Origin of the sequence: Xanthomonas sp. 3793 (assembly GCF_024806835.1) — a bacterium.
In the GTDB taxonomy this organism is placed as follows: domain Bacteria; phylum Pseudomonadota; class Gammaproteobacteria; order Xanthomonadales; family Xanthomonadaceae; genus Xanthomonas; species Xanthomonas arboricola_F.
Map to the genome: position 1 here is coordinate 211,409 of NZ_JANTYU010000004.1, position 12,623 is coordinate 224,031.

The 12,623-nt window shown below is 65.2% G+C and carries 9 protein-coding genes; 3 read left to right on the top strand and 6 right to left on the bottom strand.

Annotated features, from left to right (window positions below; all coding sequences use genetic code 11):
• The first annotated feature begins 138 nt into the window (after positions 1-138).
• Complete coding sequence (locus FHY18_RS14465; protein WP_259156332.1) at positions 139-2,226, top strand: bifunctional DedA family/phosphatase PAP2 family protein; 2,088 nt, start codon at positions 139-141, stop codon at positions 2,224-2,226.
• 643 nt (positions 2,227-2,869) lie between these two features.
• On the opposite strand, the gene FHY18_RS14470 is transcribed toward FHY18_RS14465, so the two are convergent.
• From FHY18_RS14470 to FHY18_RS14485, 4 genes are all read right to left on the bottom strand, one after another.
• Positions 2,870-3,754, bottom strand: a complete 885-nt coding sequence (locus tag FHY18_RS14470; RefSeq protein WP_259156335.1) for a bestrophin family ion channel — start codon at positions 3,752-3,754, stop codon at positions 2,870-2,872.
• 282 nt (positions 3,755-4,036) lie between these two features.
• A complete protein-coding gene (locus FHY18_RS14475) occupies positions 4,037-4,633 on the bottom strand; it encodes an LON peptidase substrate-binding domain-containing protein (RefSeq protein WP_259156336.1) in 597 nt (198 codons plus the stop codon).
• Positions 4,633-6,000: a UDP-N-acetylmuramate:L-alanyl-gamma-D-glutamyl-meso-diaminopimelate ligase gene (gene mpl, locus FHY18_RS14480; RefSeq protein WP_259156965.1), complete on the bottom strand. Its 1,368-nt coding sequence runs from the start codon at positions 5,998-6,000 to the stop codon at positions 4,633-4,635. The genes FHY18_RS14475 and mpl overlap by 1 nt, the downstream gene beginning before the upstream one ends.
• A 341-nt stretch (positions 6,001-6,341) precedes the next feature.
• Positions 6,342-6,905, bottom strand: a complete 564-nt coding sequence (locus FHY18_RS14485; RefSeq protein WP_259156337.1) for an adenylate kinase — start codon at positions 6,903-6,905, stop codon at positions 6,342-6,344.
• A 159-nt stretch (positions 6,906-7,064) separates the two neighbouring features.
• Here FHY18_RS14485 and FHY18_RS14490 point away from each other — a divergent pair, with 159 nt between their 5' ends.
• Positions 7,065-8,321, top strand: a complete 1,257-nt coding sequence (locus tag FHY18_RS14490; RefSeq protein WP_259156338.1) for a 6-phosphofructokinase — start codon at positions 7,065-7,067, stop codon at positions 8,319-8,321.
• 344 nt (positions 8,322-8,665) lie between these two features.
• Here the strand turns inward: FHY18_RS14490 and FHY18_RS14495 are convergent, their stop codons facing one another.
• Together FHY18_RS14495 and FHY18_RS14500 are read right to left on the bottom strand one after the other, a co-directional pair.
• On the bottom strand, positions 8,666-9,337 hold the full coding sequence (locus FHY18_RS14495; RefSeq protein WP_259156340.1) for a hypothetical protein: 672 nt from the start codon (positions 9,335-9,337) through the stop codon (positions 8,666-8,668).
• A 470-nt stretch (positions 9,338-9,807) separates the two neighbouring features.
• Complete coding sequence (locus FHY18_RS14500; RefSeq protein WP_259156342.1) at positions 9,808-10,329, bottom strand: hypothetical protein; 522 nt, start codon at positions 10,327-10,329, stop codon at positions 9,808-9,810.
• Positions 10,330-10,579: 250 nt separating this feature from the next.
• Between FHY18_RS14500 and FHY18_RS14505 the strand changes: the two genes are divergently transcribed.
• Complete coding sequence (locus FHY18_RS14505) at positions 10,580-12,607, top strand: sodium-translocating pyrophosphatase (protein ID WP_259156344.1); 2,028 nt, start codon at positions 10,580-10,582, stop codon at positions 12,605-12,607.
• The last annotated feature ends 16 nt before the right edge of the window (positions 12,608-12,623 follow it).

Sequence of the window (12,623 nt, forward strand, 5' to 3'; positions counted from 1 at the left end):
CATTGCCATACCGCCATTGATGTGCACGCCGATGCCATCGGCGCGCGCAGCCGCCTGGTTGCAACCGCAGGTGAAGCCAACCGCCCGATGTGAGCGTGGCGCAAGTCAGTCGTCGCCATGCCCACCTATAATTCGGGAATGAACTCATGGATCGACGCCACGCTGGAGTGGATCGGACACCACCCCACCTTGGCTGGCGTGGTGATCTTTGCCATCGCATTCTGTGATGCGGTGATCGTGCTCGGCGCCATCGTGCCCGCGCTACCGCTACTGTTCGCCATCGGCGTGCTGATCGGGCTCGGCCAGATCAACGGGCCGTATGCGGTGGTTTGCGCCACGCTGGGCGCGTTTGTCGGCGATGCGCTGAGTTTCTGGGTGGGCCATCGCTGGGGTCACCAGTTGCACACGTATTGGCCGTTCCGCCGCTATCCCCAGTTGCTGGAACGCGGCGAGCTGCTGTTCCGGCGCAATGCCTTCAAGAGCATCCTGATCGCACGCTATGTTGGCGCGGTGCGGCCGTTCGTGCCGGCCATCGCCGGCATGTCGCACATGCCGTTCAAGCGCTACCTGGTTGCCAGCGGGCTGGCCTGCGTGTCGTGGGCGCTGCTGTTTCTGGTGCCGGGCTGGGTACTGGGCACCGCCTACGACGCCGTGGCCGCAGTGGCCGGGCGCCTGTTCGTGGTGGTCGCCTTGCTGGCTGCGGTGATCGGCCTGGCCTGGGCCATGGTGCTGTATTCGTACCGCTGGTCGGCAGGCCATCTGGATGCCCTGCTGGCGCGGCTGCTGGAGTGGTCGCATCGGCACCCGGTGCTGGGCAACTGGTCGGTCAGCGTGTTCGACCCACGCCGACGCGAGTCGGTCCCGTTGGCGATGATGGCGCTGATGCTGTTGCTGCTGGGCTGGGGCTGGTTCGTGTTGCTGATGGTGGTGCTGGCGCATGGCGAGCCGCTGCGCGTGGACCTGGCCGTGCACGACCTGATGCTGGCCTTGCGCAATCCGCTGGCCGATTACCCGATGGTCGCGCTGGCCTCGCTGGGCGATTGGCAGGTGTTGTTGCCGGCGATCGCCGCAGCGATGGGCTACCTGGCCTGGCGGCGCCGCTGGATGGCGGTGACGCACTGGGTGATCGCACTGGCGTTTGGCCTGGCGCTGACGCAACTGCTGGGCGCCACTGTCCAGGTGGTGCGCCCGCCGGCCGCCAGCAGCGGCTTCGGATTTCCGTCGGTGGCGGTCACCATGGCCACGATCGGTTTTGGCTTCTTCGCGCTGCTGATCGCGCGCGAACTGCCCGGCCGGCGCCGGGTGTGGCCATATCTGGTCAGTGGCGCGATCGTCTCCCTGATCGGCTTCGCACGCCTGTACCTGGGCGCGCATTGGCTCAGCGACGTGGTCGGCGGCATGTTGTTCGGCATCTTCTGGCTGCTGGTGCTGGGCATTGCATATCGGCGCCGCGCCACCCGCGCGTTCTGGGTCAAGCCGGTGTCGTGGACCTTCTACGGCGTGTTCGTGGGCTGCGCGATCTTCTTTGCGCCGCGCAATCTCGACACCAAGCTGGCCAAGTTCGAGCCGCCACCGCCGCTGCTGATGGATCTGCCCGCCAGCGACTGGTGGGAGGGGCAATGGCGGCTGCTGCCGGCACGCCGCAATGAATTCGACGACGACCAACGTTGGCCGCTGGACGTACAGGTTGCCGGCCCGCTCGCGCCGCTGCAACGTCAGCTCGAAGCGCGCGGCTGGCGGGCACAACCGCAGGCGGGCTGGGAGCAGGCGCTGCATCTGCTGGATGTGAGTGGCCGCCCGGACGAAGTTCCGATCCTGCCGGCCACGCTGGACACCCAGGTTGAAGCCTTGCTGATGGTGCGTCATGCCGCGCCAGGGCACGTGCATGTGTTGCGCCTGTGGCCTGCAGCCGCGCGCTTGCAACCCAATGCGCAGCCATTGTGGGTAGGCAGCACGCAGACGCTGCGCTACAGCCGCCACTTCAGCCTGATCGGCCTGTGGTATCCGCTACGCGGTGTGGACCCTGCACTGAGCGCGTTGCGCCAGGCACTGGACCCCTTGCCGCATCGCCTGGAACAGCGTCGACGCTCGCAGGTGCCCGTGATATTGATCGACAGTAGCTCGGGAAATGCGTTGCGGCCAGAGGACAAAGACAATGCTGCACCGCAGCCGGAAACCACCGCATCCGACCCGGCGGCATCGGCTCCGTCACAACAGCGCCGTTGATCGATCGGGCTACAGCGGCGATCGGCCAGCGACCACGCGCGCAGCACTATAGATCAGAGCTGCTGGCAAAACCCTTGAACGCTGTAGCGATGGCGGCAACGCGTTCGCGTCGTTTGGATGCGGCCGAATGTTTAGGTCAAAAGCCCTGGTGAGTCGAGGGCGCGGTGCCCTTACCGCTCGCGGGACACGCCGTGAATCCGTCCATGGAGGCTCGGTGGCGGCATCCATGCCGCCACACGGTCCCGCAATCGGCAAGGACACCGCCCCAGGACGTTGGTCGGTAGCTGCGTAACAAGCTGGCCGTCTCGCGAGTTGCATTGGCCTGCTGATGTGGGTCGCAGAATTACATGTGAGCTAGCGAAGTAGAAGCATTGCTTGCACCATGCCCACCGACCATCTCGACCGGCCCTTGCCCGCCCACCGTCGCGGGACCTTACGCGGCATGGATGCCGCGTAAGGGCTTACAGGGACGTACTTGCAGCGTGTCCCGCGATGGTGGGCGGGCAAGGGCCCTGCAGAAAACTCGCGGGTTGGTCGCTCTACAACTCTTCGCACCGTTCAATCGCCTCTCAAGGCGAACGGGAGATTGCAAATCAGTGCCGTTCGGCACTACAAAGCCCGCATTGGCCCAACACGCGATGCCTCACCACAACACGCCATCCACCGGCTGCATCGGCTCCGGCGCTTGCTCACCGATGGCCTGAAGCGCATCGATCTCCACCGTGCGGCACATGGTGTCCAGCGGCAGGTCATGGATGGTGTTGGCGAACGGGTCGACCAGCTCATCGCCGATCTTGAGCACCGCCAGGAACATCAAGCCGGCCACTGTCGATCCCACCGGGGTGGCGTACTGCAGCGTTTCCACCAGGCCGATCGGCAACAGCACGCAGAACAGCCGCGTAAACAGGTTCGGATAGAAGCGGTATTGATACGGCAACGGCGTGTTTTTCAGCCGCTCCATGCCGCCTTGCGCGTTGGCGATATCCACCAGGATGCGCTCGACGCTGGCCTGCTGGATGCTATCGATCCAGCCAGCGCGACGCGCCTGTTCCACTGCGCGGCCTGTCGTGTCGAGCAAGCCATTGGCCACGTTCGTGCGGGTGATCACCGCTGCTACTTCGTCGGCCTCCAGCCGCGGCTCCAGTGCCATCGCCACCGGCAGCCGCCGCAACTGGCAACGCAATGCGTTGACGTAGGCGACCTGACGCAGCGCGATCGTGCGCCCCAACGCTGCAGCTTCCGGCGCAGACAGGATGCTGACGCTCAAACGCACCAGGTTGCGCGATGCATTGATCATCTGCCCCCACAGCACCCGCCCTTCCCACCAGCGCTGATAGGTGGAATTGGCGCGGAAGCCCAGGAACAACGCCAGTGCCGAACCGAAGATGGTCAACGGCAATGCCGGCGCGCGGAACGGCAGCACGTAATAGATGATCGTGATCAACACGTCCCAGACAAACAACACCGCCAGGGTCCGCCAGACCTGACTGACTACATCCGCCACACGCGGTTTGACATCGATGATCAAAGGCTCACTCCCTCACTGAAACGAGTTTCGCCATGTCGCGCATCCAGCGCATGGATGCCATCGATAGCGCACTCAAGCGTGGCGAGTGTGCCGTTGCGGCGGTGCAAGCACGGTGACGGGGCGGCCGAACGCCTTCCCTCGCCGCAGCGAAACACGCTGCGCGATCATCAGTCGGTCGTGGACGATACCCGGAATCGACCTACATCGCCCTTCCAGGTCCGACGCCTTCGCACCGCATGCGCAACTGCCCGGCCATCGCTCGCGATACGGTGTTGGCTTCGCTCAGGGCATCCAGGCCAGCAACTGATCCAGGCGCCGATGCGGGTCGTCCTGTTGCAACAGCGACAAGCGTTGCTGTTCGGTCAGCGGCAGCAATTCGGCCAGCCGCCAGCCCACCCACGCGGACTGATCCAGCAGCCCTGGACCGACCGATGCGAATTCGCCGCCCACCTGTTCGAGCATGCGCTCGAGCACGGTTGCCAACAAACTGTGCTCGGGCCGTAATTCGTCGTCGGGGTCGGGCTCGCACCAGCTCACCTCGCCCACTACCAGCCCGTTGTCGCGGATGCGCGAGCGCTGCACATGAAAGCGACGCGTGCCGCGCAAGCGCAGCACCAGTACGCCATCGGCGCCCACATCGAAATCCTCGATGCGCACCTCGGTGCCGAACGCCGCCGGCGTTGCCGGCACGCCAACCTCGTTGCCATCCAGGATCAGGCACACACCGAAGCTGGTGCCGCTGCGTCCGCACTCGCGCACCAGATCCAGATAGCGGCGCTCGAACACGCGCAGCCCCATCGCCGCGCCGGGCAACAACACGCTGTGCAACGGAAACAGCGGCAATGCGCTGGTGTCGGCCGTGGCGGGGGGCGATGCCATCACGACAGCTGCCCCAGGAAACGACGCGGCGCGCCATCGAACCCGCCATTGGACATGAACACCACATGGTCGCCCGGCTGCGCGATGTCGCCCAGCGTCTGCAGTAGCGCCTCCACGTCATGCGCCACGTGCGCCTGCCCGCGCACCTGCGCGATGATCGGCGCCGCATCCCATGGCAATTCGGGGCGATGCAGAAACACCACCGCATCGGCATCATGCAGCGACGGCGCCAGCGCCTGCGCATGCGCACCCAACCGCATCGAATTGCTGCGCGGCTCCATCGCCACCAGCACGCGCGCCGCGCCCACCTTCGCACGTAGCCCCTGCAACGTGGTCGCAATGGCGGTGGGGTGATGGGCGAAGTCGTCGTAGACGGTGATATCGAGCGCCTGCCCCAACACTTCCAGGCGGCGTTTGACGCTGTGAAAGTGCGCCAGCGCCGGCATCACCGTTGCCGGGTCCACGCCGACCGCATGCAGCGCCGCCAGCGCGGCCAGTCCGTTGAGCACGTTGTGCCGCCCGACCAGCGGCCACTGCACCTGGCCGATCTCCACGCCGCGATGGGACACCGCAAACACGCTGCCATCGGCGGCAATCAGGCGCGCGCTCCACTCCAGCGCCGCATCGAAGCCGAAGCGCTCCACCGGCGTCCAGCAGCCCATGGCCAAGACCTCGGCAAGCCGCGCGTCTTCGCCATTGACGATCAGGCGCCCACGCGCCGGCACGGTACGGACCAGATGATGGAATTGGCGCTGGATCGCGCCCACGTCAGGAAAAATATCCGCGTGGTCGTATTCCAGGTTATTGAGGATCGCCACCAGCGGCCGGTAGTGCACGAACTTGCTGCGCTTGTCGAAGAATGCGGTGTCGTATTCGTCGGCTTCCACCACGAACTCGCGCCCCTGCCCCAGCCGCGCCGACACGCCGAAGTCCTCGGCCACGCCGCCGATCAAAAATCCCGGCGCGCGGCCGGCCGCCTCGAGCAGATAGCTCAGGATGGTGGTGGTGGTGGTCTTGCCATGGGTGCCGGCAACCGCCAGGGTGTCGCGGCCCGGCAGCACCTGCTCGGCCAGCCATTGGGCGCCGGAGCTATAACGGCGGCCAGCATCGAGTACCGCTTCCACTGCAGGATTGCCGCGCGACAAGGCATTGCCGATGACCACCTCGGTGGCGTCTGCCGAGATATTGGACGGCGCGTAGCCCTGGGCCAGCGCGATGCCGAGCGTTTCCAGCTGGGTGGACATCGGCGGATAGATGGCCTGGTCGCTGCCTTCTACCTGCCAGCCCAGTTCGCGCGCCAGGGCGGCCACACCGCCCATGAAAGTCCCGGCGATGCCGAGGATGTGGAGTTTGCTCATGCCGCATATTGTCGCCGATCACTGCAGTTGCAGGACATTCCGATCGGCACCGGGTGCAGCTGTCGGGAAACTCCTACCGTACTGTCGGGAATTTCCCGATATGCGAACTGCGTCACATCCCTCACTATGCTGAACGCCAGTCGCAGCACCCTTTGGTTCTACTCCCCAAGAGACCAAATCCCCAGGGAGCTCATGCTGTCGGGGCTCTGAGCAAGCTCACTACTGGCGTTATTCTGCCCCGGTCATCTCGTATGGCCGGGGTTTTTCTTTGCTGGGATCTGGATCTGCAGACGACGCGGCCAACGGGCGCGCGGTGAACAGGACCGGGCATTGCGCCCGGCCCGGGTGACTCAGCGGCCGAGCGCCTTGCTGATACGCTCCAGCACCTCGTCCAGCGACCCAACGCCATCGACGCGCGCCAACTTGCCGCGCTGCTCGTAGAAGCCGATCACCGGCGCGGTGGAATCGGTATAGACCTGCAGACGCTTGCGCACCGATTCCGGGTTGTCGTCCTCGCGGCCTTCGGCCTTGGCACGCCCGGCAATGCGCTCGACCAGCAATTCGCTGGCGACGTCCAGCTGCACCACTGCATCCAGTGGCTGACCGATCTTGCTGAGCAGGCTGTCCAGCGCATTGGCCTGGGCCACATTGCGCGGATAGCCATCGAGGATGAACCCCTTGGCGACATCGGCCTGACCGAGCCGCGCCTCCAGCATGCCGAGCAGGATGTCGTCGGACACCAGGTCGCCCCGTGCCATGACTTCCTTCGCCTTCAGGCCGAGCGGCGAACCGGCGGCCACTTCGGCACGCAGCAGGTCGCCGGTGGAAATGTGCGGGATTTCAAACGTGTCTTTGAGACGTGTCGCCTGGGTGCCCTTGCCCGAACCGGGCGGTCCCAACAGAACCAATCGCATCAGTGGACTCCACTTTCGAATAAAAACGCGTTGCGGTTGGCGGCGTTAGACTCAAGCCTTCGCCGGCGCTGACCGTATGGTCGTGCAGCTTACCCCATCCGGGGAATGTCCCGGCACTGTCCCCTGCGCCATGTTTCCATGTGAGGAGCCCGTCCCCCTATGTCCACTGGCAACTTGTTGTATGCCCAATCAGGCGGCGTCACCGCCGTCATCAACGCGACCGCCGCCGGCGTCATCACCGAAGCGCGCGCGCGCAAGATCAAGGTCCTGGCTGCCCGCAACGGCATCCTGGGCGCGCTGCGCGAGGAGCTGATCGACACCTCCAAGGAATCCGCTGCAGCGATCGCCGCCCTGGCGCAGACACCCGGCGGTGCGTTCGGCTCCTGCCGCTACAAGCTCAAGTCGCTGGACCAGGACAGCGCCAAGTACGAACGCCTGCTCGACGTGTTGCGCGCGCACGACGTGCGCTGGTTCCTCTACAACGGCGGCAACGATTCGGCCGACACCGCATGGAAGGTGTCGCAGCTGGCCAAGGCCTACGGCTACCCGCTGCACTGTATCGGCGTGCCCAAGACCATCGACAACGATCTGGCGGTGACCGACACCTGCCCCGGCTTCGGTTCGGCGGCCAAATATACCGCGGTGTCCGTGCGCGAGGCTGCGCTGGATGTCGCCGCGATGGCCGATACCTCCACCAAGGTCTTCATCTACGAAGCGATGGGCCGTCACGCCGGCTGGCTGGCCGCCGCCGCCGGCCTGGCCGGCCAGGGTCCGGACGAGGCACCGCAGATCATCCTGCTGCCCGAGCGCGCCTTCGATCAGGCCGCGTTCCTGACCAAGGTCAAGCAAGTGGTGGAGAAGGTGGGTTGGTGCGTGGTGGTCGCCAGCGAAGGCATCCAGGACGCACATGGCCGTTTCGTCGCCGATGCTGGCGGGGCGACCGACTCGTTCGGCCACGCGCAACTCGGCGGCGTGGCCTCCTTCCTGGCTGCGCAGGTCAAGCAGGAGCTCGGCTACAAGGTGCACTGGACGCTACCCGATTACCTGCAACGCTCCGCACGCCACCTCGCCTCCAAGACCGACTGGGAACAGGCCCAGGCCGTCGGCAAGGCAGCGGTGCAATACGCACTCAAGGGCATGAACGCGGTGATCCCGGTGATCGAACGCGTCAGCGACGCTCCCTATCGCTGGAAGATCGTGCCGGCCCCGCTGCACAAGGTGGCCAATCACGAAAAGAAGATGCCGCCCAGCTTCCTGCGCAAGGACGGCTTTGGCATCACCGAGCGCGCCCGCCGCTACTTCGCCCCGTTGATCAAGGGCGAAGCTCCGCTGGCCTACGGCAACGACGGCCTGCCCAAGTATGTGACCTTGAAGAATGTGGCGGTGGCGAAGAAATTGCCGGTGTGGGAAGGCTGAGCGACCCTGCCGCGCGCCCTCGCTAGCGCATCTGTGTGAGGACGCTCATACCGGCCGACCCTGGGCAGTCTGCGGAATCTCCAACGGCAGTGATCCATAAAGCAGTCAACCGCCGCCAGGAGGCGGTTGCCTGTGGAGCCACTTTATATAGGGAATCTCCTGATTGCCGTGCAGGAGGTCGCTGACTGACACGTGCGCACATGCCTTTCGCTGTCGCAGTGCGCGGCATGGTTCGGAGTGCAGACCACCGCAATCGAACCGCGACAGGACCTGGCTTCAATGAGCCGGAAGAGCGCGTGCGCATGGAAGCCAGGCGCTGCCGCCTTGCGCTGAGGCAAGAAAGATCACGGCGACATTGCCAGATTGACCCCCAATGTGATCCATCCGCGTGGTGCCGCTACGTGATCACGCCCGACCACCAGGTCGACGCTGGACACCCTGCCCATCAGCCGGCGCATGCCAATTTGTGCGCCCCACCCGTTGCGATCGTCTCCGGATGCTTCGGCCAACACTGTCCATTTGGGTGTGAGTACCTGCTCCAGACCGGCCCCTGCAGTGGTGGCATCGGACCCGGCATGCAGTGCGACCAGACCAAGATTGACGTGCATCCGCGTGGCCCCATCGGCGCCATACGACCACGTCAGCGGAACGGTGAGATAACTCGCGCGTTGCTGCGGGTCCTGCCAGTCGCGCTGCAGCCCGACCGCGACTGCCAGCCCCCAGACATGCTGCTCCGGATCGCGCAGCATGTGTTTGGCTCCGATATCGAGCGCAGCAGATCCATGCCGGACATCGGTGATTCCTACGGAAAATTCCGTGCCCAGGACATTGCAGGCAGGTACCGCCGTGGCCGATGCACCACCCGGCGTTGCACGCCACCAGGCTTCCAGCTGGCATTGCCCACGTGGCGTGACGCCGGCATCGTCGACCACCATGCTCGCCGCTGCGCGCACCGGCACCGGGTGCCACAGTGCGAAGAAGGCAAGCAGGCCCGGGGAATAACGCAATACCTTCATAGACGTTCTCAAAAATCAGCGCAGCTGCTACGCGACTGGGTACAGCACTGAGCGCAGCGACAAATCGTCGTCGGCATGCATCGGATGCAGGTGACTGGCGTGCCGGATCGGGAGTGTACGCGTGGCGCATGGCAAAGCCGATTACTGCCGCAGGAAACCGGACCACGCGCAGCTGCTTGGCAGCGCCCGGGATCGCTGCAAATGCGCAGCACAGGCACCATGCGCATGTGCACGCCGGCGCGACCGCCCCTTCCACGAATTTGGGCGATTCTTGCTCAAAATTCGAGCGATTCCTGGATCGCTGCGTCTAACGCGGATGCGCAAACAAGGCCGCCGGCATCGGTAGCAACACCGGCGAGCACTCTCTATCGATACGTCAACTGCATGGCATGCCGCTGGCGGGCGTCATGCCATGCGAAGGTCCGTACCCCTCATACAGCCGTAGCGTCCCGGCATCGATGCCGCATGTGTCACTGGCAGGCCTTGCCTTCCATCGTCTGCTGCGCGGCGAACATTGGCACCTGCGGGATCTTGCCGGCAGCGGCCTGTTGCTTGGCATCTTCCAGGTAGATGCGTGACTGGCCTTGCCCGTCGAGCTGCGGCTTGGCATCCACCGGCTTGCGCCACACGCGCACGACCGCCTGTTGACTTGGGCAGGCTGCGCTTGGGATGCGGATCACGTCATTGAAGATCCAGCCCGACGCGACACTGGGCGCCGCCTTGGCGTAGTCCACAACGCGCGCGCGCGGCTGACAGGTGGGGCTGCTGCGCACTACCGAAAACGTATAGGGCTGTGCAGCATTGCCGGTGAACACACCTTCCAGGCGTGCACAGGCTTCTGGAATCTGCCGCAAGGTGTGCACCGCACCAACGGCTTGCGCGGTACCAGCCGGGCGGGCCTTCAACTCTGGCGTTGGCTCTGCAGCGCACGCGCTGCCGGTGAGCAGCATGGCCAGCACAGCGGCGTACCTGGACGCGGCATCGTTCGACATAAGTTACTCCTGGATCGGCTCGATCACGTTGGCCGCAGGCTGTCATGTCGCGACTGAACGACGCGCCAAAGCCGCGGTGGTGGCACCCCTGCAAGCCGCGGCGCATACTCGGCCGCGATCCGGCCATCATGAACATCGCGACGCGCATTACGGCCCTTGGGCCGTCGAGACCGTATTCGCACCCCACTCGTTGCGTGCGCCGCCCTTGGTTCATCCCGACCGGATGACATCCATTCTCTTGGGAGGGGTCATGCTGGAACACTACGGGTTAGGGCTTGCGTTGGGCTGCGCGGTATTGGCAATTTTGTACGGGATCGTCTCGGCGCGCTGGGTGGTCGCGCAACCGAGCGGCAACGCACGCATGCAGGAGATCGCAGCGGCGATCCAGGAAGGGGCGCGCGCATATCTCAATCGGCAGTACCTCACGATTTCGATCGCTGGCGGCGTGCTGTTCGTCTTGGTCGGACTATTCCTGAGCTGGTACACGGCGATCGGCTTCGCGCTCGGCGCGGTCCTGTCGGGCCTGGCTGGCTATATCGGCATGAACGTCTCGGTGCGCGCCAATGTGCGCACCGCGGAGGCCGCACGGCACGGCATCGGCTGCGCGATGGATGTCGCGTTCCGCGGTGGCGCGATCACCGGCATGCTGGTGGTGGGCCTGGGGTTGCTGGGGGTGGCCGGCTACTACGCAGTGCTGCAGGCCTTGGGGCTGCCGCTGGAGCAGAACCTGCACGCACTGGTCGGCCTGGCGTTCGGCTCCTCGCTGATCTCGATCTTCGCGCGCCTGGGTGGCGGCATTTTCACCAAAGGGGCGGATGTGGGGGCAGACCTGGTCGGCAAGGTAGAGGCCGGCATTCCCGAAGACGACCCGCGCAATCCTGCAGTGATTGCCGACAATGTAGGCGACAACGTGGGCGACTGCGCCGGCATGGCAGCGGATCTGTTCGAGACCTATGCGGTGACCGTGATCGCCACGATGCTGCTCGGCAGCCTGACCCTGGCCGAGACCGGGCCGCATGCCGTGCTGTATCCGCTGGTGTTGGGCGGCGTGTCGATCATCGCCTCGATCGTGGGCGCGGCTTTCGTCAAGGTCAAAGCAGGCGGCTCGATCATGGGGGCGCTCTACAAGGGCGTGATCGTTTCCGGCGTGCTGGCTGCGCTGGCCTATTGGCCGATCACCCAGAGCCTGATGCGCGACAACAGCCATGGCGCCGCCTCGCTGTACGCCTGCGCCTTGATCGGCCTGGTGCTGACCGGCCTGATCGTGTGGATCACCGAGTACTACACCGGCACCCAATACGCGCCGGTGCAGCATGTTGCCTCTGCCAGCACGACCGGACACGGCACCAACATCATTGCCGGCCTGGGCATCTCGATGAAGTCCACGGCGCTGCCGGTGATTGCGGTCTGTGCAGCGATCTGGGGCGCGTTCCATTTCGGCGGCCTGTACGGCATCGCGATCGCTGCCACGGCAATGCTGTCGATGGCCGGCATGATCGTGGCGCTGGACGCCTATGGCCCGATCACCGACAACGCCGGTGGCATCGCCGAGATGGCCGAACTGCCACCGGAAGTCCGCGCGATCACCGACCCGCTGGATGCGGTCGGCAACACCACCAAGGCGGTCACCAAAGGCTACGCGATCGGCTCGGCCGCACTGGCGGCATTGGTGCTGTTCGCCGACTACACCCACAACCTGCAGGCGGCCCATCCCACCGAGGTCTTCGCCTTCGATCTGTCCGACCACACGGTGATCATCGGTCTATTGATCGGCGGCCTGATCCCTTACCTGTTCGGCGCAATGGCGATGGAAGCGGTGGGCCGTGCGGCCGGCGCGGTGGTCGAAGAGGTCCGCCGTCAGTTCCACGAGATCCCCGGCATCATGGCCGGTACCGCCAAGCCGCAATACGACCGCGCGGTGGACATGCTGACCCGCTCGGCGATTCGCGAAATGATCGTGCCCTCCTTGTTGCCGGTCGTGGTCCCGATCGTGGTCGGGCTGCTGCTGGGGCCACGCGCCCTGGGCGGCTTGCTGATCGGCACCATTGTCACCGGACTGTTCCTGGCCATTTCGATGACCACCGGTGGCGGGGCCTGGGACAACGCCAAGAAGTACATCGAAGACGGGCACTTCGGCGGCAAGGGCAGCGAAGCGCACAAGGCGGCAATCACCGGCGACACCGTAGGCGACCCGTACAAGGACACCGCCGGGCCGGCGATCAATCCGTTGATCAAGATCATCAACATCGTGGCGCTGCTGCTGGTACCGCTGTTGTAGCCAGGCATGGCCACAT

Coding starts and splice junctions, on each gene's coding strand:
- FHY18_RS14465 (WP_259156332.1), top strand. CDS start 139: ATGAACTCATGGATCGACGCCACGCTGGAGTGGATCGGACACCACCCC.
- FHY18_RS14490 (WP_259156338.1), top strand. CDS start 7,065: ATGTCCACTGGCAACTTGTTGTATGCCCAATCAGGCGGCGTCACCGCC.
- FHY18_RS14500 (WP_259156342.1), bottom strand. CDS start 10,329: ATGTCGAACGATGCCGCGTCCAGGTACGCCGCTGTGCTGGCCATGCTG.
- FHY18_RS14485 (WP_259156337.1), bottom strand. CDS start 6,905: ATGCGATTGGTTCTGTTGGGACCGCCCGGTTCGGGCAAGGGCACCCAG.
- FHY18_RS14505 (WP_259156344.1), top strand. CDS start 10,580: ATGCTGGAACACTACGGGTTAGGGCTTGCGTTGGGCTGCGCGGTATTG.
- FHY18_RS14495 (WP_259156340.1), bottom strand. CDS start 9,337: ATGAAGGTATTGCGTTATTCCCCGGGCCTGCTTGCCTTCTTCGCACTG.
- FHY18_RS14475 (WP_259156336.1), bottom strand. CDS start 4,633: ATGGCATCGCCCCCCGCCACGGCCGACACCAGCGCATTGCCGCTGTTT.